Raw genomic sequence first — 22912 nt, 5'->3', positions numbered from 1 at the left:
GCAATAAGATATATCTTATGATTGAAAACACTGCAGCACAAGGTTTACTTTCTGGCATCGAAGCCCGATACTCGCCAGCATGCCTGCCTACACTGTCCGCTCCCTCACGCAAGATGATGCCCCCGCCTACCGCGCGCTGCGCCTGGCCGGCATCGCCGAACTGCCCATGGCTTTCTGCACCACGCATGCGGCGGAAAGCGCCTTGCCGCTGGCACAGATCGCCCAGCGCCTGCGCGCCACCCCGCACCAAATAATATTTGGCACTTTTGATGCTACACAACTGATCGCCATTGCCGGCCTGCGCCGCGAACCGATCGCCGTCGTGCACGACAAGGCCAGCCTGTGGGGCGTCTATGTGGCGCCGCTGGCGCGTGGCACGGGGGCGGGACGGCAACTGGTACGCGCTGCCATCGCGCATGCCTGCGGCGTCCCCCAGCTGGCCCGCGTGCGGCTGGCCGTGGCGCACGACAACCACGCGGCGCTGGCCCTGTACCTGGGCTGCGGTTTTGTCCTGGCAGACGAGGCGGCATCGGGCGACATGCTGCCAATGCAATTAACCCTGCCACGCCCGGCTATCGCGGGGTCAAAAGGTGATGTCTTTATGAACATCAATACCTTACAAATCCTTGCGAAATAGCCAAGGGGCCGTTTTTTCTGTTGCAAGCAAACGCAACAGGCCTTAGCATCGCGGCTTACAAAAAATACTTGGGGAGAGCCAATGTCATCGGCCGAGACACAAACCGCCACGGGAAAAATGCCGCGGCAAATACCGTACATCATTGCCAACGAAGGCTGCGAACGCTTCAGCTTTTATGGCATGCGCAACATCCTGACGCCATTCCTCATCAGCACCTTGCTGCTGATGGTACCGATCGACCAGCGTACGGGGGAAGCCAAGCACGTCTTCCACACCTTCGTCATCGGCGTGTATTTCTTCCCGCTGCTGGGCGGCTGGCTGGCCGACCGCTTCTTTGGCAAGTACAACACTATCTTCTGGCTCAGCCTCGTGTATTGCGCCGGCCATGCCTGCCTTGCCATCTTTGAAGACAGTATCAACGGCTTCTATTTCGGCCTGTTCCTGATCGCCTTCGGCTCCGGGGGCATCAAGCCGCTGGTGGCCTCGTTTGTCGGCGACCAGTTCGACCAGACCAACAAGCACAAGGCCAAGCTGGTATTCGACCTGTTTTACTGGATCATCAACTTCGGCTCCTTCTTCGCTTCGCTGCTGATGCCGGTCTTCCTGCGCGACTACGGCCCATCGGTCGCCTTCGGCATTCCCGGCATCATGATGCTGGCCGCCACCATCGTCTTCTGGATGGGCGCCAAGAAATACGTGCACGTGCCGCCAGCACCGCCTAACCCTGATTCGTTCACCCGCGTGGCCCGCACCGCCCTGCTGGCGCGTGTCGACGGCGGTTCGCGCCCTGGCCTGTATATTGCCTACGTTGGCGTGATCGGTGCCCTGTACGCGTTCTACAGCATTCCCGAATGGGGCTTCGTGATTTCGGCGTGTACCGCGCTGGTATTGCTGCTGGCCTTCGGCAGCATCGGCACGGCCATGCAGCTCGAACGCGCACGCGGCATCCACCCTGACGATGCCGTCGAAGGCGTGCGCGCCGTCTTGCGCATCCTCGTCATCTTCGCCCTGGTCACCCCCTTCTTCTCGCTGTTCGACCAGAAAGCCTCGACCTGGATCGTGCAGGCCAATACCATGGAAAAACCAAGCTGGTTCCTGCCGGCGCAGATGCAGGCGCTGAACCCGATGCTGGTGATGCTCCTGATCCCGTTCAACAACCTGGTGCTGTACCCGATGCTGAACCGCTTCGGCCTGGAAGCGACGGCGCTGCGCCGCATGACGGCCGGTATCGGCTTTTCCTCGCTGGCGTGGATCGTCATCGGCCTCTTGCAACTGGCCCTCGACAGCGGCAATGCCGTCTCCATCATGTGGCAGATCCTGCCATATGCGCTGCTGACGTTTGGCGAAGTGCTGGTTTCGGCCACCGGCCTGGAGTTTGCGTACAGCCAGGCGCCCGTCTCGATGAAGGGCGCCATCATGAGCTTCTGGAACCTGTCGACCACGGTGGGCAACCTGTGGGTACTGATCGTCAACCGCAGCGTCATGAACGAGGGCGTGATCGGCAAGATTGCCGAGAGCGGCATCAGCGTGACGGCCTTCCAGATGTTCTTCTTTGCCGCCTTTGCCGCCGTTGCCATGATGGCCTTCGGCCTGTATGCGAAACGCTACAAGATGGTCGACAACTACCGCCAGGCGATACCGGCCAAGGCTTGATGCCGGCTTAATCTGCCGCAATGACGAAGGGCGCACAGTGTGCGCCCTTTTTTTATGTGGTCACCGTCGGCGCATCGCGCCCCGTGCGCGTGCGTATCTGTGCCAGCGTTTCCGCGATGGCGATCAGTCCGGCAAGCGCTTCCTGCGTCGGAATATTATGCTGGGCGATATCGGCTTCATATCGCTCAAGGTACAGGCGCAGGGTGGCACCCTGCGTGCCCGTGCCAGACAGGCGCAGCACGATGCGCGCGCCGTCCGTCATGATGATGCGCACGCCCTGCTGGCTCGCCACCGAGCCATCGACGGGATCGGTATAGCTGAAATCGTCGGCCAGCGCCACCGTGTAGCCATCGAATACCTGTCCCGGCAAGCTGGCCAGCTGGGCGCGCACGGCTTCCATCAGCTGCGCCGCGACGGCGCCGTCGATCTCTTCGTAATCGTGGCGCGAATAGTAGTTGCGGCCGTACGTGGCCCAGTGGGCGCGCACGATGTCTTCCACCGGCTGTTTTTTCGCCGCCAGCAAGTTGAGCCAGAACAAGACGGCCCACAGGCCATCCTTTTCGCGCACATGGTCCGAGCCCGTGCCGTAGCTTTCTTCGCCGCACAGGGTGGCCATGCCGGCGTCGAGCAGGTTGCCGAAGAACTTCCAGCCTGTCGGCGTCTCGAAACACGGGATGCCCAGCGCGGCGGCGACGCGGTCGGCCGCGCCCGAGGTGGGCATGGAGCGGGCGATGCCCTTCAAGCCGGCGCGGTAGCCGGGCGCCAGCGTGGCGTTGGCGGCCAGGATCGCCAGGCTGTCCGACGGCGTGACGTCGAAGCGGCGCCCGACGATCATGTTGCGGTCGCCGTCGCCGTCCGATGCGGCGCCGAAGTCCGGCGCATCCTGGGCCGCCATGATGGCGATCAGCTCATGCGCGTTGACGGGATTCGGATCGGGATGGCCGCCGCCGAAGTCTTCCAGGGGCACGCCGTTGATGACGCTGCCCGTGGCAGCACCCAGCATGCCTTCCAGGATGGCCGTGGCGTACGGGCCGGAGACGGCATGCATGCCGTCAAAGCAGATGCGCAGGCCGCCCGCGAACAGGGCGCGAATGGCGTCGAAATCAAACAGCTGCTGCATCAGCTGCGCGTAATCGGCGACCGAGTCAATCACCTCAACGGTCATCTGCTCGATGCGCGCCAATCCCAGCGCATCGAGGTCGATGTCGGCCGCGTCGCTGATGCGGTATTCGGCGATGCCTTGCGTGCGCGCAAACATGGCTTCGGTAACCTTCTCGGGCGCCGGACCGCCATTGGCGATGTTGTACTTGATGCCGAAATCGCCGTCGGGACCGCCCGGGTTGTGGCTGGCCGACAGAATAATGCCGCCGCTGGCACCATGCTTGCGGATCACGCAGCTGACGGCCGGTGTCGACAGGATGCCACCCTGGCCCAGCAGCACGCGCGCGTAACCGTGCGCGGCCGCCATGCGCAGCACCGTCTGGATCGCAGGGCGGTTGTAATAGCGCCCATCGCCGCCCAGCACCAGGGTCTGGCCGCGGCAATCGCCGACGGTGTCGAACACGCTTTGCACGAAATTTTCCAGGTACTGCGGCTGGCTGAATACGGCCACCTTCTTGCGCAAGCCTGAGGTACCCGGCTGCTGGCCGGCAATCGGCGCCGTATTAATTACTTGAATAGTCATGTTGCCTCCATATTAACGAGCCATGTTAACGCATGCGCAGCAACCTTGAAAGCGTTGTATCCCCACCATGGTGTGCTTGACCACGGAAGGCACCCACGCGGCGGTCATACATCTTTGCAACATCGCACTCTTGCATGTCTCACAACCTCGCATTATAATAAGAATAGTTCTCATTCACATTTAGGCCTCGAAGAGGTCCGCACCTCGCCTCTGCCGCCTGCCGCCCATCGACGATGCGCCGCCTGGCTGGCACGCGCTGGATGACACGCTGCGCCAGCCAGGCACCACCGCCAAGCAAGCCCCCCATACCAATACACGGCTTGCCGCAAGACGGCGGGCATCGAGAAAAAGGAATTTTTCATGGCGCGAACACGTTCGCTGGCCGGCACTTTGGCCGCCACAATTCCACCATTGCCTGCACGCCCGCTGGCCACCGCCGTGCGTTCGGCCTTATTAGCGGCAGCGCTGGGCGCAGGCATGGCCCTGGCCGCGGAAGATCCGGCCAAGCCCGAGGTAGCCACCTTGAGCGAGATCAAGGTGCTGAGCCAGCAAGACAAGGCATCGACCGAGAACACCGGCTCGTACACGACAAAACAGATGGGCACGGCCACGCGCATGGGCCTGTCGATCCGCGAAACGCCGCAATCGATCTCGGTGGTGACGCGCCAGCGCATGGACGACATGGGCCTGAACAGCCTGGCCGAGGTACTGGTGCAGTCGACGGGCGTGACGGTGCAGGAAAACGATAGCGAACGCACCAGTTTCTCGGCGCGCGGCTTTTCCATCGGCAATTACCAGATCGATGGCGTGGCCGTCAATTCAGGGGCCAATGCGCTGTTCGATACGGCCATCTATGACCGTATCGAAATCGTGCGCGGCGCCACGGGCCTGGTCAGCGGCAATGGCGACCCGTCTGCCACCATCAATATGCTGCACAAGCGTCCCGGCAAGGAGTTCGCCGCCTCGGCCGGCCTGACGCTGGGCTCCTGGAGCAAATACCGGCTGGAAGGCGACATCAGCTCGCCACTGAATGCCGACGGCAACATCCGCGGGCGCATCGTGGTGGCCGGCCAGAACCGCCATTCCCACCTCGACCTGTACAAGGAACGCAAGCTGGTGGGCGCCGTCATCGTCGAAGCGGACCTGACGCCTGCAACGTTGCTGACGGCCGGCATCGACTATCAGAAAAACACGCCGAAAGGCACGAGCTGGGGTACCACGCCCCTGTTCTTCTCGGATGGCACGCTGGCCAACCTGCCCCGCTCGTTCAACATGGCGGCCAAGTGGAGCAGCTGGGAGCGCGCATTTGAAAACAAATACGTCTACCTCGAGCACCGCTTCGCCAACGACTGGAAGATCAAGGCTGCCTATGGCCGCCTGGACAGCTCGTCGAATGGCAAGCTGTTCTACGGCGGCAGCGGCTATCCTAACCGCGACGGCTCGGGCCTGTCCGTGTGGAGCAGCGCCTTCCCCTATGATGAGAAACAGGACAACTTTGACCTGTCGGCCAACGGCACCTTCCCCCTGTTCGGCCGCCAGCACGACCTGGTGCTGGGCGCAAACGGCTGGAAGCGCGTGGGCACGACGAATGAAACCGCGTTCAAGGAACCGCTGCCGTTCTCGACCAGCATTCCCGACTTCCGCAACTGGACCGGCGACGTTCCTGAACCAGACCTCGCGCGCAGCGGTGCGCGCGATGTCACCACCACCAAGCAGTCGGGCGCCTTCATCGCCACGCGCATCCATGTCGCGGACAGCTTCAAGGTGCTGGCCGGCGCGCGCATCTCCAAATGGGAAACGTATAACGACCGTTACGATGCCGGCAACACGTTTGTCAAGCGCAGCGCGGCCTACAAGACGGACGATGTCGTCACGCCATACGCGGGCGTGGTGTTCGATGTCAGCAAGAGCACCTCGCTGTACGCCAGCTACACGGACCTGTTCAAGCCGCAAAACCTGAAGGACAAGAACAATGCCTTCCTCGACCCGATCACGGGCAGCAACCTGGAGGCGGGGGTAAAAAGCGAATTCTTCAACGGCGCCGTGAATGCCTCGTTCGCCGTGTACCAGGCCGAGCAGGACAACCTGGGCGAGGAAGATGCGTCCGTGCCGCTGACCTTCTTGCTGCCCGACGGCAGCCGTCCGTATGTATCGACGGGCAAGGGCACGAAAAGCCGCGGCTACGAAGTGGAAGTGTCGGGCAGCCCATCGACGGGCTGGCAGCTGTTTGCCGGCTTCACCCACGGCACCTCGAGAACGGGCAAGGGCGTGCTGACCAACACCATCCAGCCAAGCAACATGCTGCGCGTCTCGACCACCTACCGCCTGCCGGGCGCGCTGCAAAACCTCACCATCGGCGGCGGCTTGAACTGGCAAAATGAGATCTACACGACGGCCACCTTGCCGAACAAGACGAAAACCCGGGTCAGCCAGGGCAGCTACGCGCTGGCCAACCTGATGGCGCGCTACCAGATCAGCCCCAGGCTGGCCGCCAGCCTGAATCTCAACAATCTATTCGACAAGACGTATTTCCGCCGTGTCGGCTTCTATAACGGCGGTTATTACGGCGAGCCGCGCAGCGTGGCGCTGAACCTGCGCTACCAATACTGATGCTCACCATGCAAGCGCCTGCCATCCCCCCCAAAATCGCGCGCCTGCGGCTGTCCGCCGGGGCCGTGTACCGCCTCGGCGTCGCCTCGCGCAGCGTGGCGGCCATCCTTGGCGGCTACCTGCTGGCGGCGCTGATCACCATGCTGCTGTCGGTGAGCCTGCCCATGGCCCGCGCCGAAGCCGTCATGACGGCCACCCTGCTGTCGTTTGCCATCTACACCTGCGCCGTCCTATGGGTCTTCGCCACCGGCAGCGCCCTGCGCGCCTGGCTGGGCCTGTTGCTGCCGGCTGCCCTCATCGCCGCCATCCTGCAGTCGATGGGCGCCTTATCCTGGAGTCTCGCATGAAAGAAGGTTTCCGCCAGTCGATGGCATGGCTGCACACCTGGTCCGGCCTGCTCGTCTGCTGGATTTTATTGCTGGTGTTTTGCGCCGGCACGGCCAGCTATTACCGCGAAGAAATCACCCTGTGGATGCAGCCCGAGCTGCACGGCGCCGCCGCCAGCAAGGTAACGAGCGAAATCGCGGCCAGCGTGGCCCAGCAGGCGATGCAAGAACGGGCCGGCGGCGCCACGCGCTGGTTCATCAGCCTGCCCGGCGAGCGCAGCCCCGCCACGCAGCTGGGCTGGAGCAAGCCCGCGAAACCGGGCGAAAAGAAACGCGGACGGCGCGGCAACTTCCATAGCGAAGCGGCCGACCCGGCCACGGGAGAGGTGCTGTCCAAGCCGCGCGAGACGCGGGGCGGCGAATTCCTCTACCGCCTGCACTTCGACCTGCACTACATGCCAGCCATCTGGGGCCGCTGGATCGTGGGCTTTTGCGCCATGTTCATGTTCGTCTCCATCATCAGCGGCATCGTCACGCACAAGCGCATCTTCAAGGATTTGTTTACCTTCCGGCCGAAGAAGGGCCAGCGCTCGTGGCTCGACGCGCACAACGTGACGGCCGTGCTGGCCTTGCCCTACCACCTGATGATCACCTACACGGGCCTGGTCAGCCTGATGTTCCTGTACATGCCATCCGGTGCCACGGCCGCCTACAAGGGCGACCAGGACGCCTTCTTCGCCGAAGCCTTCCCGGGCCGCTCGGGCGATAGCAAGCCAGCCGGCGTGGCCGCGCCCCTGACTGCGCTGGCGCCCCTGGTACGCCAGGCCGAGCAGCAGTGGGGCGGCAAGGTCGGGCGCATCTCCGTCAATCATCCAGGCGACGCCAACGCCACCATTTCGCTGTCGCGCGCAGCCGGACGCAGCATGTCGTCGAAACAGCCGTCGATGGAATTCGATGGCGTCAGCGGCAAGCTGCTGTCGACGGACGGCGACGCACTGCCCAGCGCTGCCGCCACGCACGGCGTGATGGTTGGCTTGCACATCGCCCATTTCGGCGGACCGCTGCTGCGTGCGCTGTTCTTCCTGTCCGGCCTGGCCGGCTGCGCCATGGTCGCCACCGGCGCCTTGCTGTGGGCCGTCAAGACGCGCCAGAAACAGGCCAAGGCGCTCGCTGCCGGCAAGCGCGCCAGCGTCGGCCTGCGTCTGGTGGAGGCGCTCAACATCGGCGCCATCGCCGGCATCCCGATTGCCTTCGGCGCCTATTTCTGGGCTAACCGCCTGCTGCCGGTCGCCATGGAAGAGCGCCCGAAAGAGGAAATCGCCTGCTTCTTCGGCGCCTGGGCGCTGGCCGCCATCATCGCCCAGCTGCGTCCCTCGCGCGCCATGTGGCGCATACAGCTGGCCATCGGCGCCTTCCTGCTGTGCGCCCTGCCGGTGCTGAACGTCTTCACCACCGAGTCGCACCTGGGCGTGACCCTGTTCCTGGGGCACGGCCCCGTGGCGGTGGCCGCCTTCGACCTGGTGGTGCTGGTGCTGGGGCTGGGCCTGGCATATGCGGCATTCAAATTGAAACCGCTGCCCGTGAAGGCGCCCAAGCCAACGCCTGCAGCCAAGCCGGCGCCGACGACGATGGAGACCGCATGATGGACCTGTTAGCCAATTTCCTCGTCTTTGCGCTGTGCTATGCAGGCCTGTCCTCGCTGTGCCTGGCCATGGACCGCCATTACGCCGACCTGCACGGGCGCGGCGCCGAACCGCCCGTGCCGCTACGCCGCCGCCTGCAGTGGACGGGCTCGCTGGCACTGGCAGCCAGCCTGGCCTGGGCCATGCACATCGCCGGCGGAGGCTACGGCCTGGTCTACTGGGTCGGCAGCCTTACGGGCTGCGCCTTGCTGCTGATCTGGCTGCTGCCCTACGCGCCCCACCAGGCCATGCGCCTGGCACGCCTCATCGGCGGCGCGGCCGCGCTGGCCGCCGTGCTGCTGGCCACGTTGTGAGCTACACCAAGGTAGCTGGCTTGAGCAGCGTTTCGATGCCATCGGGCGCCATGGCGCGGCCAATAAGGTAGCCAAACACCTCGTCACAACCCATCTCGGCCAGCAGTTCGAGCTGCTCGCTATTTTCCACCCCGCCGGCGATGGTGCGCAACTTGAGCGTGTGCGCCATGGCCACGATGGCGCGCACCATGGCACCGTCGCCCCCCGGTTTGCCCAAATCGTCGACGAAGCACTTTGCGATCTTCACGGCATCCGTGGGGAAACGCTGCAGGTAATTGAGCGAAGCGTCGCCCGTACCGCAATCGCTGATGGCAATGGCAATGCCCAACTGGCGGAACTGGCGCAAGATCAGTTCACAGTTCTGGTTGCGGTCGATCAGGATGGCGGCCGCGATGTCCAGCTCGATGCAGTGGCCCGGTACGCCGGCCGCCTCCAGCGCGGCGGCAAAGTTGCGCACGATGTCGCGCGGGGCCATCCAGCTGCGCGCCTGCTCCACGGCCGTGGCCAGCACCCAGGCCCCCACCGGCAGGATCAGCGCGATTTCCTCCAGCACGTGTAAAAAATCGAGCGGCATCATCAAGCCCAGTTCCGGGTGCTTCCAGCGCAGCAGCGCCTTTACGCCGGTGATGCTGCGCTTCTTCAAATCCATGCACGGCTGGTAGTACAGCACGAATTCATTGCGTTCGAGCGCATGGCGCAGCGCCGTCCCGACGATGGTGCGCGAATACGATTGCGTCTGCATGCGCGCCGCATAGCGCAGGCAGGTGCCAGGAGCGTGGCGCTTGGCCGCATACATGGCCAGGTCGGCCTTTTCAATCAGCGCATTAACGTCGCCGTCGTCGTCCGGGTACAGGGCCACGCCCACGCTGGCCGCCACGCTCAGGCAGTATTTTCCGATGACGAAGGGCGCGGCGATGGCGCTGAGGATTTTCCCGGCCACCCGCTCGGCGTCTTGCGCCAGCAAGATGATGAATGCGTCGCCGCCCTGGCGCGCCACCGTGTCGACCTTGCGCACGCACTGCTGCACGCGGCGCGCGAACTGCGTCAGCACCTGGTCACCCACGTCGTGTCCCAGGCTGTCGTTGATGGATTTGAAGCGGTCGATGTCGACGAACAGCACCGCCAGCAAGCTCTGGTGCCGGCGCGCATAGGCGATGCCGTGCTCGAAGCAGATCTGGAAGTGCAGGCGGTTCGGCAAGCCCGTCAAGCCGTCGTGGTGGGCGATGAATTCAAGCTGATGCTCGGCGCGCCGGCGGGCCGACACGTCGTGCAGCAGCAGCACTGCACCGCCCTGCGCCAGCGGTGCGCAGCTGTATTGCACGTCGATGCGCTTGCCATCGAGGTGGCGCATGCGCCAGGCGCGCGCCGCATGCCACTGGCAAGCCAGCAGCACGCCGAGCAGCACGGCCAGGCACAGCGCCAGCAGCAGCGCCGTCATGCATCACCTGGCAGGCGGAAAGTGAAGAACATGGTTTTCCTTTGCAACGCGCGCCATGCGGCGAGGCGCAGGTACCGGCTGAAAGGAAATAATATAAGAATTGCGGCGGATTTTTTGCCAGATCGGGCGCCACTTGACTGGCATTAAGCGGCGCGCAGCCGGAATGGCTCAGCCCAGCGACAACGACCGCGCAAACACAGGTACAGGCACAGGAACAGGAACAGCGTGCAGTTTGAAGATGCTGACGGCGTCGGCCAGGCTGGCTGCCTGCTGTTGCAGGGCGTCGGCGGCAGCGGCGGCCTGTTCCACCAGGGCCGCATTCTGCTGCGTCACGCCATCCATCTGGCTGATGGCGATGCTGATTTGCTCGATGCCCTCACGCTGCTCGACGCTGGCCACGGCGATTTCGCCGATGATGGCGTTGACCCTCTGTACGCTGCCCACCACTTCATCCATCGTGCGCCCCGCCTGGCCGGCCAGCGCACTGCCTTCTTCCACCGTGCGCACGGATTCGCCGATCAACTGCTTGATTTCGCGCGCCGCCTCGCTGGACCTGTGCGCCAGGTTGCGCACTTCGGTGGCCACCACGGCGAAGCCGCGCCCCTGCTCGCCCGCGCGCGCCGCTTCCACGGCCGCATTCAGCGCCAGGATATTCGTCTGGAAGGCGATGCTGTCGATGACGCCGATGATGTCGACGATGCGCTTTGACGAGGCATTGATATGGCGCATGGTCTGCACCACCTGCGCCACGGCTTCTCCACCGCGCTGCGCCACCTCGGACGCGCCACCAGCCAGTTGGCGCGCCTGCTCCGCATTATCGTTATTTTGCCGCACCGTGGAGGTCAGCTCGATCATCGAGGCGGCCGTCTCTTCCAGCGAACTGGCTTGCTCCTCCGTGCGCGAAGACAGATCCATATTCCCGCTGGCGATTTCGCCGGACGCCGTGGCGATAGCATCCGTGCCGGCGCGCACCCGTCCCACGATAGCGGCCAGGTTACCGCTCATGGCCTTCAAGGCGCGCAGCAAGTCGCCAATTTCATCGCGGCTGCTGTCGGCCACCACGGCGCGCAAGTCGCCCGCCGCCACCTGCTGGGCGATGCCGACGGCCGCGCTCAATGGGCGCGTGATGCTGCGGACCAGCCACCACACGGTGACGCTGCCGACGACCAGCGTCAGCAGCACGGTGGCCAGCATGGCAATGCTGGCGCTGCGGTGCGCGGCCGCGTCCTGCTCCTTTATCTGCGCCATCAAATTGTGCGACTGCTGGCCGATGGTGGCGACGATGGCGTCAATCTGGCGCGTCGGTTCGCGGTCCATGCCCTTGACCAGCGCATCGACGGCCTGCGCGCTGCCAGCTTGCGCGCCATCATACTGCTGCAGCGCCGCCAGGTAGCGCACGCCCAGCGCATCATGCGCCTGCATGGCTTGCGCCACAGGCGCCGTCTCCAGCTTGAGGGCGGCCATCATGCCTTGCAAGCCGGCCAACTCCTTGCGCGTCTGCGCGCCGCTGGCGACGAACGCCTCGCGGTAGCGCTGGAAGGCGGCCGCATCGCCGCCGCGCAGCAGGATATTTTTCCATTCCTGCACCTGGATCTTGAATTCCACCTGCGCGCTACGCGCCGCATCGACTGCTTCCGTCAGCGCGACGGAGCGCTGTATGGCCTCGCTGCTGCGCGCACTGGCCGCGTCGAGCGCACTCCAGCCGCGCACGCCGACGAGCACCAGGGCAAGAAAAAAGAAGGCGCCCATCAGACCCAGGCGGACGGAGATTTTCAGATTCGCGAGTTGCATGTGTTTCTCCAGGCGGCAAGAACAGGATGGCAACAAAAAGAGTGGCCAAAACTATCCGATTCTCACCAGATGGCGGAATCATGCCGCGCCCCCCGTCAAAAACCAAGCGGCGCTACTCCAGAGAAACACTTTTCAACAAAGAAACAACGAATTACACTGTGATATTGACTAACTAGCAAGGCCGTCACGCGCCGCGCCGGCAAACTCCTCGCGCAACAGCCGATACAAGCGCCGGTAGCGTGCCAGCCGCTCTTCGAGCATGGCGCTGGCCTGCGGCGCGACCGTTTCCTGCACGGGCGGACGCGTACACACTTGCGCGGGCAACAAGCCCGTCACCGCCATCTGCGCCAAGCGCGCTGCCCCCATGGTGCCGCCGGCCACGCCATGGTCGTGGCGCAGCACCTGCAAGCCCGAAGCATTCGCGCACAGCTGCGCCCAGAAGCGGCTGCGCGAGCCGCCGCCCACGAACGAAGCCTGCGCCAGCTGCGTACCGGCGCTGCGCAGGGCTTCATTGCCGTCGGCCATGGCAAAGGCCACGCCTTCCATCACGCTGTAGGCCAGTTCGGCGCGCCCGTGTTCCGTCGCCAGGCCGAAAAACACGCCGCGCGCAGAAGCGTCGTTGTGCGGCGTGCGTTCGCCGCTCAGGTAGGGCAGGAACAACGGTGCGCTGCGTGCATCGACGCCTTCGGCCAGCTTCACCAATGCGCCAATATCGGGCGACTGGGTCAGCTGCGCCACCCAGCTCAGACTAGATGCGGCGCTGAGGATCACGCTCATCTGGTGCCAGCGCTCTGGCAGGCAATGGCAGAAGGCATGCACGCCCTGGCCCGGATTGGGCGCAAAGCCATCGCTGCCCGCAAACAGCACGCCCGAAGTGCCCAGCGACAGCAGGCCGGCGCCCGGCTCCACCACGCCCAGGCCCACGGCGGCGGCCGCATTATCGCCCGCGCCACCGGCCAGTATGACCGCATGCGCGATGCCCCACTCCTGGCACAGGGATGGGCGCACCTGCGCGGCGGCGGCGCTGCCTTCGACCAGGCGCGGCATGTGCTCGCGGCCCAGGCCAGTGGCCGCCAGCATGCGCTCGGACCAGTCGCGTTTGGCCACGTCTAGCCACAGCGTGCCGGAAGCGTCGGACATGTCGGAGACGCACTCGCCCGTCAGGCGCAGCGCCACGTAATCCTTGGGCAGCAGCACGGTGGCTGTGGCGCGGAACAGCGAAGGTTCGTATTTTTGCAGCCACAGCAGCTTGGGCGCCGTGAAGCCAGGCATGGCCTGGTTGCCCGTGATGGCGCGCGACTCGGGCACCAGCGCTTCCAGTTCCACACATTCGGCGAAGGCGCGCGTGTCGTTCCACAAAATAGCGGCGCGCAGCACGTGCTGCTGCTTGTCGAGCAGGGTGGCGCCATGCATCTGGCCGGACAGGGCGATGCCGCGCAAGCCGGAAAACGCCACCGGCTGCGCCTGGCGGATGGCCGCGATCACGTCCAGGGTGGCGTGCCACCAATCCTCGGGATTCTGCTCCGACCAGCCGGGATGGGGGCTGGAGACGCGCAGGGTCACGCCACTGCTGGCGAGGATGGTTTGCGCGTCATCGGTGAGGATGGCCTTGACTTCGGAAGTGCCGATATCGATACCGAGATAAGTCACAATGATTCCATAAAAAAGTTAAGAGCCGGTCGTCAGGAAAACGACTCGGGCATGTTCATGTGCAGGCAGGAGCGAAATTTCGACGGCGACATCTGCTTGTGGGCCAGGAACTGGCGGTTGAAATTGGACAGATTGTTAAAACCCGTGCGGTAGCAGATATCGGTGACCTTCATGTCGGTGTTCATCAGCAGCTCGCAGGCCAGCGCAAGGCGCTCCTGGTTGACGTAATGGATGAAAGACGTTCCCGTATGCTTGCGAAAGAAGCGCGTGAACTTGAGCGTATTCATTTCCGCCACGTCGGCCACGTCCTGCTCGCAAAAATCGAGCGTGATGTTCTGCTTGATATACGCCAGCACCAGGTTGATGGTCGAGGACATATAGCGCCCCGCCTGCGCCAGGTAGGTGACGCTGGCCAGGGCACGCCGCTCGCGGCAGTCGCACAGGTCGCCGAACAGGCGGGCAAACAGTTCCACCCGGCGCGGCCCCTGCGCCGTCGTCAGCTCAAACATCAACGGCGCCAGGCGCAGGCCCAGCGCATCGGGAAATTGCAAGCCCCTGCCCGCCTCGCCCAGCAGGGTTTTCAGGGGCGCCATCTCCGGGAACAGCAGCGCGCAGCGGTCGATGAACTCGCTGGAAAACTGCAGCACCAGGTCGCGCGCGGGCAGCTGCACGCCTTCGGCCAGTTCGCTGACCCAGTTGTGCGGCAAATTGGGGCCCGTCAGCACCAGGTTGCCCGGCGCGTAACTGCCTATATGGTCGCCGACAAAAAACTTGCCCGTCGAGGTGGTGATGATGTGCAGCTCGTACTCGGGATGAAAATGCCATTTCGCCACCACGTGCGGATAGCCGTGCGCCCACGCGCGAAACGATTCGTGGATCGGTTTGTGGATCAGTTCCAGGTCAGGCGTCACGGCAGTTCCCTTGCACGGTCTCGGTGCTGCTTATTCTACCCACTTACCGCCAGCGCCAGCCCCGTATCGGCGTCGAACAGGTGCATGTGTTCCTCGTCGAAGGCCAACGCCAGGGTCTGCCCCACCTGCGCCGCACTGTTGGCGGCATTTGCCGGCAGCAGGGCAGACAGGTTCAAGGCGCCACACTGGACGCTGATCAGCGCCTCCGCCCCCAGCAGCTCCACCAGGTCGATCACGCATGCCAGGCCATGGCTGCCGGCCCGCTCTTGCTGCAGCGCCGCGCGCAAGTGATTCGGGCGCAGGCCGAACACCACGCACGTGCCAGCGTGCAGTGGCGTGAAGCGGGGCGACAGCAAGGGCCAGCGGTAGCCAGCGCACACGAGCAAGGTTTGTCCGCCCTCTTTCTCGATGACGCCATCGATGAAATTCATGGCCGGCGTGCCGATGAAGCCGGCCGCAAACAAGGTGCGCGGATGGTTGTAGAGTTCCGCCGGCGTGCCGATCTGCTCGATATGCCCGCCCTTCATCAGCACCACCCGGTCGGCCAGTGTCATCGCTTCGAGCTGGTCGTGGGTGACGTACAGGGTGGTGGTGCGCAGGCGGCGATGCAAGCGCTTGATGTCGGCGCGCAGCTGCGCGCGCAGCTTGGCGTCCAGGTTCGACAGCGGCTCGTCGAACAGGAATACCTGCGGCGTCTTGATCATGGCGCGGGCGATGGCCGTGCGCTGCTGCTGGCCGCCCGACATGGCGCGCGGCTTGCGCTCCAGCAAGCCATCCAGGCTGAGGATGGCTGCCACTTCGCGCACGCGGCGCTCGATCTCGTCGGTCGGCACCTTCAGGCGGCGCAGGCCGAAGGCGATATTGTCGTACACCGTCATGTGCGGATACAGCGCATAGTTCTGGAACACCATCGCCACATTGCGCGCGCGCGGCGGCAGGTCGTTGACGACGGCGCCGCCGATGTGCAGCTCGCCGCCGCTGATATCTTCCAGGCCCGCGATCATGCGCAGCAGGGTCGATTTGCCGCAGCCCGATGGCCCCAGCAGGACAATGAATTCGCCGTCGTCGATCTCCAGGTCGAACGGCTGCAGCACGGCCGTCTTCTGGTCATAGGTCTTGTGCAGCTGCCTGCATGCGATATTTGCCATGGTCTTGTCTCCAGTGTCCGTAATGGCCGGCTCAAGCCAGCTCGATCTGAATCTTGACGTCGCGCGGATGGCCCTTGGCCGCTTCCTCGAACGCCTGCACGCCGTCGGCAAAGCCGAAGGTGCGCGAAATGAAGGGTTTCACGTCGATCTTGCCCGAGGCCAGCAGCGCAATGGCGCGCGGAAAGATGTTCGCGTAGCGGAACACCGACTCGATGCGCACCTCCTTGGCCTGGATGGCGACGATATCGAAGGGCACGTTCTCGGGCGGCATGCCGACCAGCACCAGGCAGCCGTTGGGGCACAACAGGTCGACGATGTTGTCGTAGGCGCGCATGCTGCCGCTGGCCTCGAAGACGATGTCGGCACCCCAGCCCTGCGTCAGTTCGCGCACGGTGTCAGCCAGATTGACCTGGCGCACGTCGACCGTCACCACGGCGCGATTCTCGGCGAACAGGGCCAGTTTTTCTGGCACCAGGTCGGCCAGGATCACGCGCGAGCAGCCGCCCGCCAGCGCGGCCAGCGCGTTCATCGCGCCGATGGTGCCGGCGCCGATCACCACTGCCACGTCGCCCGGCTTGATAGCGGCCTTTTTTGCCGCCTGCAAGCCGATGGCCAGCGGTTCGACGATGGCGCCTTCACCGAAACTGACATTATCGGGCAGCTTGAAGGTAAACGAGGCCGGGTGCACCACGTACGGGGTGAGGCAACCGTGGATGGGCGGCGTGGCCCAAAAGCGCACGGCCGGGTCCAGGTTGTACAGGCCGCGCATGGTGGCCGGCGAATCGAACTGCGGCACGCCCGGCTCCATGCAGACGCGGTCGCCCACTTTCAGGTGCGTGACTTCCTCGCCCACCTCGGCCACCACGCCGGAGGCCTCGTGGCCCAGCACCATCGGCTGCTCGACTGCGAAGGGGCCGATCTTGCCGTGCTTGAAGTAGTGCACGTCGCTGCCACAGATGCCCACCGTGTGGATCTTGATTTTCACGTCGCGCGGGCCGACGACGAGCGGCATGTCGATGTCGCGCAAGGTGATTTTTTCCGCCTGTTCCAAAACGAGTGCTTGCATGATGGTTTCCTTATTTATTTATATTTATTTATGTTTGAGCATGGAGTTGAGCAGGCGTCCCAGGATGCCGACGAACAGCAGCGGCGGCAGCGCCAGCAGCACGGTGGAGGCGTTCACCACGCCCCACGGCACTTCCTGGCCCATCGAGGTAAACGCCGACGCCACCACGGGCAGGGTCATGCTCTTCGACGAGGTCAGCGCCAGCGCGATCATCAGTTCATTCCAGACCAGCACGAAGCTGAAGACGATGCCGCCCATCAGGGTCTTCGATGCCACCGGCAGGGCTACGTACCAGAACACCTGATAGGGGCCGTAGCCGTCCAGCGCAGCCGCCTCCTCGATCTCCTTCGGGATGCGGGCAAAGGCGGGAATCGACAGCCAGATGATGGTTGACAAGGTCACCAGCAGATACGTCACTACCATCGACAGGCGCGAGTCGTACAGGCCCAGGTCGATCCAGATCGAGATCAGCGGAATGGCAACGGCCACCGGCGGCAGAAAGCGCAGCGACAGCAGGAAAAACTGGATGTCTTTCTTGGCCGGGATGGGATAGCGGGCGATCGCATACGCAGCCGGCACGCCCAGCACGGCGCCCAGCAGCACAGCCAAGCCGACGATGGCCACACTGTTGCCCAGGCCCGTCAGCACTTCCGGGCTGGCCAGCACCTGCTTGTAGTTGGCCAGTGTCGGGCTGAAGAAAAAGCGCGGCACGGGCGTGACGATATCCATCAGCTCCTTGAAGGAATTGAGTACGGCCCACAGGATGGGAAACAGCGCCACCAGCACGATGGCGGTAGTGATGGCGGTGGTGGTGATGGCACCGCGCAGGGCGCTCAGCGCCTTGAGACACCGAACAAAACCGTAGCGAGCGGATGTGCGTTGTGGCTGAGAAGCGGAGCTGTGCAAATGCACGGTGAGCGTCGGAGGCCGCAAATCGCGCTGCGCAGCAGGTTTGGTTAAGGTGTTCTTGCTTAGTTTTCCCATTTGGCGACTCGCTTCCAGAGCAGAGTAAAGATCACGGTAGTGGCCAGCATCATCAGCACGGCCATGCTGGACGCATACGACACCTTGCCCATCAGGCCGATGCCTTGCGCATAGGCGTACATGTCCAGCGTTTCGGTGGCGATGCCGGGGCCGCCCTTGGTCATCACGTAAATCAGGTCGAACGAGCGCAGCGACTCGACCATCTTGATGAACACCAGGCTCATGATGGGCACCTTGAGCATGGGCAGCGCGATATACGCATACACCTGCAGCGTGCTGGCGTAATCGAGGCGCGCCGCTTCCAGCGGTTCGGTCGGCAGGGTTTCCAGCAGTTTCAGGATGACGGCGCCGAAGAACAGGCCCCACTGCCAGATGTCGACCAGCGCTACCGCGTACAGGGCCGTGGCAGGGTCGGACAGCAAGGCGCTGCCGCCCAGCCCCACGCATTCGAGCAGCCAGTTGAGGATGCCCATCAGCGGCGAATACATGAACTTCCAGATGAAGGCGGCCGAAACGCGCGGCAGCAACACCGGCACGATCAGCAGCAGCGCGAGAAGATCGCGCGTACGGCCCTTGACCTTCTCGAACAGGAACACGGCCAGCAGCACGCCGACGATCAGCGAACCGGCCACGGTGACCACTTCCCATATCGCAGATACCTGCACGGCATTGACGAAGCGGCGGTCGCCAAACAGGCGCAGGAAATTGGCGAAACCCACGTACTCGCTGTCGCTGTAGCGCAGCACGCGGTTTTGCAGGGCCAGGTTGATGGCGGCGATGCTGGGCACCAGGCCCAGTATCAGCAGGACCAGCAGCGGCAAGGTGAGGAACACCGCCGGTAGCCAGGTATGGCGTTTTTTACGGATGGAGTGCGACATAAGGATCAGCTTTCAAGCACAGGGAAGCAGGCTGCCGCCCGCACGGGCGGCAGCAAAACGGCATGCGAATGGTCAGCTTACTTTCGCTTTAGCGCACGCTGCACCACTTCCGTGGCGTACTCGTTGGCTTCGTCGAGGGCGCTCTGCACGTCGCCGCGCGTGCCAGTAAACACTTCTTCGAGCACCACGCCAAGGTTGTCGCCGATGTCCGGCCACTCGGGGCTAGGCCAGATGGTGACGCGGCTGACGGGCGTGGTGTCCGTCAGGCCAGCCTGGATCTGCGGCTTGACGTGCTTGCGGAAGTAATCGCTGGCGATGGTGCTGCTGCGGTTGTAGTCGCTGAAGACGTTGTCCTTCAGGCGCGCCTGTTCCTGCTCCTTGCCCGTGGCCCAGGCGATGAACTTGCCGGCTGCCTGGCGCGTGCATTCATCCTTCGCGCCAGTGGCGGAAATGGCCAGGCCGTGGCCATACGCGGCCGACGCCAGCGGTGCGGGTGGGCGCACATAGCCCACCTTGTCGACCACCGAGGATTTTTTCGGGTCTTCCATCCAGTCGGCAAATGGCGTCGACTCGATCATGAAAGCCACTTTGCCCGACCTGAACGCTTCGAGCGCATTGCTCCAGTCGTAGGTGGCGCCGCCCGGCGGCGAATACTTGAACAGGTCGCGGTACAGGGTGGTGGCCTTGACGGCCTGCGGCGAATTGAAGGTCGGCATGCCATCCTTTTCCCACTTGCCGCCGGAAGCCAGCATGAACGGCGCCCAGCGCCAGACATTCATGCCCGAGCCGCGCTGGCCGCGCGCCGCCCAGCCATAGACGTTCGGCGGGCTATTCAGCTTCTTCACGGCGGCGACCAGTTCATCGAGCGTCCTGGGCACAGCGATGCCGGCCTTTTCCAGCAAGTCGCGGCGGTAGAACAGGAAGTCGCTGCCGCCGATCAGGGGGGCAAAGTAGGCCACGCCCTTGTACGAAGCGACAGCGCGGCGGCCGGGCAGGAAGTCGTCGTAGTCGGCATCCTTGGGCAGGTATTTGAGCAGCGGCACGACCCAGCCGGCGGTGGCAAATTCGGCCACGTTGGCTTCGTCGATGTAGTAGATCTGATAGGAACCGGCCTTGGTGGAGGCATCGAGGCGGGCCTTGGAGCGGCGGTCGTTTTCGCCGAAATAGCTAATTTGCACCTTGGTGCCGTTTTTCTTCTCATACTCGGCCAGGGTCTTTTCCATCACCGTCAGGCCCAGACTTTTTTGCGCCAGCACCTTGAGCACGGGCACCGAGCAGCTTTGCGCCGATGCGGCCGACATCGACATGCACGCGGCGGACGTGACGGCGCCCCATGCAATAGCAGTAACGATTTTCATAACGAGTCTCCATTTTTATAGTCCGGCGGTTTTCCACCGGTATGCCAACTATAAAAACAAAGACTGCGCGCCACCACTGCAAAAGCGGCCAGTTTTCAAATACTATTTTTCAGTTTTCCGATACGCATTGTCCACTAATCCTGGCGAAAATCCTTGCGGTAGACATTCGTATCCCTGGCCGCAGGCGGCAGGCGCGTAAAACGCTCGAAGCGCAGCCCCAGTTTGTTGAGTAGGTTGATCGATGCCTGGTTCTGCAGCGACGTGATACCGTACAGCGTCGGAAGGCGCAGCACCTGGCGCGCATGCTTTACCACTGCGGCCATCGCCTCGTAGGCATAGCCCTGGCCCCAGTAAGCGGGGCGTATGGCATAGCCGATGTCAGGGCCGGGCAGGCTGTCGCGCAGGATCAGGCCACCCATGCCGATGGCAGCGCCGTCGCTGTGGCGTTCGATGATGTAAAGGCAATAGCCATGCGCCTGAAATTGCGCCATGGGTCCGGCCTCCAGCGCGGCGCGGGCCGCCTCCAGCGTGTGGATGTTGCGTTGGCCTATGTTGACGATCCACGAGGGGTCGTTGACCAACTCCATGTAGAACGCCGCGTCGTCGGGCGTGACGGTGCGCAGGCGCAGACGGGGCGTCTCGATGACGGTGACGGTGGCGCTCATGCCGGCCACTGCATCGGATCGCTGAGCAACTGGTACATCACGTAGGCGTCGACATAGCCCAGGTGCGCGTGGCGGTAGGCCAGCGGCAGGGTGCCGATGATGGAAAAACCCAGCTTTTTCCACAAGGTGACGGCGGCCAGGTTGGTACTGACGACGAAGTTGAACTGCATCGCCAGGTAGCCCGCGCGGCGCGCCTGCTCCATGCAGTGCACGCCCAGCATGCGGCCCACGCCCACGCCCTGCGCGGCCGGATCGACCATGAACGAGGCATTGGCCACGTGCGATCCATGGCCTACCTGGTTGGCCACCAGCTTGTACATGCCCAGCAGGCGCTCGCTGCCCATCACGGCGACAAAGCTTTGCACGCCAGGGCCGAACCAGTAGCTGTGGCACTCTTCGCGGGTGGCGTCAAAGGGAAAGGGGAAGGTGTCGCCGCCGGCGACCAGCGTATGGAAGATCGGCCACATGGCGTCGAAGTCGGATTCCTGGGCGGGACGGATGTCAATTTCTTTCAAGGTGCTGCTCCCAAAGACAAGTTACCGTGATTGTATCAGCGCCTCAGGCGGAAATTCACGCTGTCCGGCCGCCCCGGCAGGTGCAGGCGCGACGCCGCGCGGGGCGCTTCGCTGAGCACCTTCCCACGCCGCAGCACCAGGCGCCGCGCGGCGCGCAGGCGCAGCGCTTCCACCGTGGAACTGCAATCGAGGATCACCAGGTCGGCGTGGCAGCCCGGCGCAATGCCGTAGCCGTCCAGGCCCAGGATGGCCGCTGGCGTCTCGGTGACGGCCAGGAAGCAGTCGTGCATGGCTTGCTGGCCCGTCATCTGCGCCACGTGCAGTCCCATGTGCGCCACTTCCAGCATGTCGCCCGAGCCCAGGCTGTACCACGGATCCATCACGCAGTCGTGGCCGAAGGCGACGGGGATGCCGGCGGCCAGCATCTCGGGCACGCGCGTCATGCCGCGCCGCTTCGGATACGTATCGTGGCGGCCCTGCAAGGTGATGTTGATGAGGGGGTTGGCAATCGCCGCCACGCCCGCCTCGCGGATCAGGGGCAGCAATTTGCTCACATAATAATTGTCCATCGAATGCATGGACGTCAGGTGCGACCCCGTCACCCTGCCCTGCATGCCAAGGCGCTGGCTGTGGAAGGCCAGCGTCTCGATGTGGCGCGACAGCGGGTCGTCCGACTCGTCGCAATGCATGTCCACCATCAGGCCGCGCTCGCAGGCAAATTCGCACAGCAGGCGCACCGATTCGGCACCGTCGGCCATGCTGCGCTCGAAATGCGGAATGCCGCCCACTACGTCGACGCCCATGGCGATGGCGCGCTTCAGATTATCGAAGGCGTTCGCGCTGCGCAGGATGCCATCCTGCGGGAAGGCCACCAGCTGCAAGTCGAGATACGGCGCCACTTGCCGCTTGACGTCGAGCAGCGCTTCCACGGCCAGCAGGCGCGGGTCGCAGATATCCACGTGCGAGCGGATGGCCAGCAAGCCGCGCGCCACGGCCCAGTCGCAATACTGCAAGGCCCGTTCAACCAGCGCGTCTTGCGTCAGTTGCGGTTTCAGCTCGCCCCACAGCGCGATGCCTTCCAGCAAGGTGCCGGAGGCGTTCACGCGCGGCAAGCCGTAGCTGAGCGTGGCGTCCATGTGGAAGTGGGCATCGACAAACGGCGGCGTGACCAGGTCGCCGGCGGCGTCGATCTCCTGCGCGCCCGTCACGGGCAAGACTGGGCCGACGGCGGCGATGCGCCCGCCCGCGATGGCGATATCGATGGCGCGGCGCCCGTCGGGCAGGCTGGCATTGCGGATGACAAGGTCCATGCGGGAACTCCTCCAGTGGATTATGTGGCGTGGCGCCTTATTTAATTGCCACTTTAATCATTTTATTGCAAATGTTGCAGTGCAAGAATATGATGACTAGCAAAAGCATAGCCATCAATTCGCATTGGCCACCTTGCGCACGCGCAAACTTCGTGCAATCGCTGCCAGGCTGATGAATACAGCCAACATCGCGCATGCGATTAAGAAAAATATCTTTCAACCAACTCGAATCACCGCTAGAATATTCATATTGCGTTGCATCAAATTGGCTTATGATCAGCTATTAAGTGCC

General features: G+C 63.8%; 18 protein-coding genes and 1 pseudogene. 6 read left to right on the top strand and 13 right to left on the bottom strand.

Translation table 11 applies throughout. From position 1 onward, the window contains the following. The first annotated feature begins 79 nt into the window (after window positions 1–79). Together ACQ4W6_RS14770 and ACQ4W6_RS14765 are read left to right on the top strand one after the other, a co-directional pair. Entirely contained in the window at window positions 80–637 is a 558-nt protein-coding gene (locus ACQ4W6_RS14770) for a GNAT family N-acetyltransferase (RefSeq protein WP_436567928.1), read from the top strand. Between the two features lie 117 nt (window positions 638–754). Next, the gene (locus tag ACQ4W6_RS14765) at window positions 755–2290 is read left to right on the top strand and encodes a POT-type proton-dependent oligopeptide transporter (RefSeq protein ID WP_436567927.1); all 1536 of its coding nucleotides are present in this window, start codon (window positions 755–757) and stop codon (window positions 2288–2290) included. A 52-nt stretch (window positions 2291–2342) separates the two neighbouring features. Here the strand turns inward: ACQ4W6_RS14765 and ACQ4W6_RS14760 are convergent, their stop codons facing one another. Next, window positions 2343–3974, bottom strand: a complete 1632-nt coding sequence (locus ACQ4W6_RS14760; RefSeq protein ID WP_436567926.1) for an alpha-D-glucose phosphate-specific phosphoglucomutase — start codon at window positions 3972–3974, stop codon at window positions 2343–2345. Between the two features lie 360 nt (window positions 3975–4334). On the opposite strand from ACQ4W6_RS14760, the gene ACQ4W6_RS14755 reads away from it, so the two are divergent. Genes ACQ4W6_RS14755 through ACQ4W6_RS14740 form a run of 4 tightly spaced genes read left to right on the top strand, consistent with a single transcriptional unit; the run spans window position 4335 to window position 8906 of the window. Continuing rightward, complete coding sequence (locus ACQ4W6_RS14755) at window positions 4335–6584, top strand: TonB-dependent siderophore receptor (RefSeq protein WP_436567925.1); 2250 nt, start codon at window positions 4335–4337, stop codon at window positions 6582–6584. An 8-nt stretch (window positions 6585–6592) separates the two neighbouring features. Further along, window positions 6593–6931: a DUF3649 domain-containing protein gene (locus ACQ4W6_RS14750; RefSeq protein WP_436567996.1), complete on the top strand. Its 339-nt coding sequence runs from the start codon at window positions 6593–6595 to the stop codon at window positions 6929–6931. Next, window positions 6928–8553: a PepSY-associated TM helix domain-containing protein gene (locus ACQ4W6_RS14745; protein WP_436567924.1), complete on the top strand. Its 1626-nt coding sequence runs from the start codon at window positions 6928–6930 to the stop codon at window positions 8551–8553. Before ACQ4W6_RS14750 ends, ACQ4W6_RS14745 begins: the two co-directional genes overlap by 4 nt. Continuing rightward, the gene (locus ACQ4W6_RS14740) at window positions 8550–8906 is read left to right on the top strand and encodes a DUF3325 domain-containing protein (RefSeq protein WP_436567923.1); all 357 of its coding nucleotides are present in this window, start codon (window positions 8550–8552) and stop codon (window positions 8904–8906) included. The genes ACQ4W6_RS14745 and ACQ4W6_RS14740 overlap by 4 nt, the downstream gene beginning before the upstream one ends. A gap of 1 nt (window position 8907) precedes the next feature. On the opposite strand, the gene ACQ4W6_RS14735 is transcribed toward ACQ4W6_RS14740, so the two are convergent. The 12 genes and pseudogenes from ACQ4W6_RS14735 to ACQ4W6_RS14680 form a co-directional block, all read right to left on the bottom strand. After that, on the bottom strand, window positions 8908–10344 hold the full coding sequence (locus ACQ4W6_RS14735; protein ID WP_436567922.1) for a putative bifunctional diguanylate cyclase/phosphodiesterase: 1437 nt from the start codon (window positions 10342–10344) through the stop codon (window positions 8908–8910). A gap of 168 nt (window positions 10345–10512) precedes the next feature. Then, window positions 10513–12135 (bottom strand): methyl-accepting chemotaxis protein, encoded by a 1623-nt coding sequence (locus ACQ4W6_RS14730; RefSeq protein ID WP_436567921.1) that lies wholly within the window; start codon window positions 12133–12135, stop codon window positions 10513–10515. 168 nt (window positions 12136–12303) lie between these two features. Next, window positions 12304–13785 (bottom strand): xylulokinase, encoded by a 1482-nt coding sequence (xylB, locus tag ACQ4W6_RS14725; RefSeq protein WP_436567920.1) that lies wholly within the window; start codon window positions 13783–13785, stop codon window positions 12304–12306. Window positions 13786–13817: 32 nt separating this feature from the next. Then, the gene (locus ACQ4W6_RS14720; protein ID WP_436567919.1) at window positions 13818–14696 is read right to left on the bottom strand and encodes an AraC family transcriptional regulator; all 879 of its coding nucleotides are present in this window, start codon (window positions 14694–14696) and stop codon (window positions 13818–13820) included. A gap of 59 nt (window positions 14697–14755) precedes the next feature. Next, window positions 14756–15844 (bottom strand): annotated as a pseudogene (locus tag ACQ4W6_RS14715) (ABC transporter ATP-binding protein); the annotation flags it as partial. Between the two features lie 31 nt (window positions 15845–15875). Continuing rightward, window positions 15876–16910 (bottom strand): NAD(P)-dependent alcohol dehydrogenase, encoded by a 1035-nt coding sequence (locus ACQ4W6_RS14710; RefSeq protein ID WP_436567918.1) that lies wholly within the window; start codon window positions 16908–16910, stop codon window positions 15876–15878. Window positions 16911–16934: 24 nt separating this feature from the next. Then, on the bottom strand, window positions 16935–17747 hold the full coding sequence (locus ACQ4W6_RS14705; protein ID WP_436567995.1) for a carbohydrate ABC transporter permease: 813 nt from the start codon (window positions 17745–17747) through the stop codon (window positions 16935–16937). A gap of 134 nt (window positions 17748–17881) precedes the next feature. Continuing rightward, entirely contained in the window at window positions 17882–18772 is an 891-nt protein-coding gene (locus ACQ4W6_RS14700) for a carbohydrate ABC transporter permease (RefSeq protein WP_436567917.1), read from the bottom strand. 77 nt (window positions 18773–18849) lie between these two features. Then, a complete protein-coding gene (locus ACQ4W6_RS14695; protein WP_436567994.1) occupies window positions 18850–20079 on the bottom strand; it encodes an ABC transporter substrate-binding protein in 1230 nt (409 codons plus the stop codon). Between the two features lie 185 nt (window positions 20080–20264). After that, window positions 20265–20795 carry a GNAT family N-acetyltransferase gene (locus ACQ4W6_RS14690; protein WP_436567916.1) on the bottom strand — a complete coding sequence of 177 codons (531 nt, stop codon included), beginning with the start codon at window positions 20793–20795 and terminating at the stop codon, window positions 20265–20267. After that, window positions 20792–21310 carry a GNAT family N-acetyltransferase gene (locus ACQ4W6_RS14685; protein ID WP_436567915.1) on the bottom strand — a complete coding sequence of 173 codons (519 nt, stop codon included), beginning with the start codon at window positions 21308–21310 and terminating at the stop codon, window positions 20792–20794. The genes ACQ4W6_RS14690 and ACQ4W6_RS14685 overlap by 4 nt, the downstream gene beginning before the upstream one ends. 35 nt (window positions 21311–21345) lie before the next feature. Next, on the bottom strand, window positions 21346–22620 hold the full coding sequence (locus ACQ4W6_RS14680; protein ID WP_436567914.1) for an amidohydrolase family protein: 1275 nt from the start codon (window positions 22618–22620) through the stop codon (window positions 21346–21348). Window positions 22621–22912 lie beyond the last annotated feature (292 nt).

The organism is Janthinobacterium woesei (genome assembly GCF_051380875.1).
GTDB lineage: Bacteria > Pseudomonadota > Gammaproteobacteria > Burkholderiales > Burkholderiaceae_D > Janthinobacterium.
The sequence above is the reverse complement of the archived record's forward strand: the minus strand, read 5'-3'. Positions and strand labels throughout refer to the sequence as shown.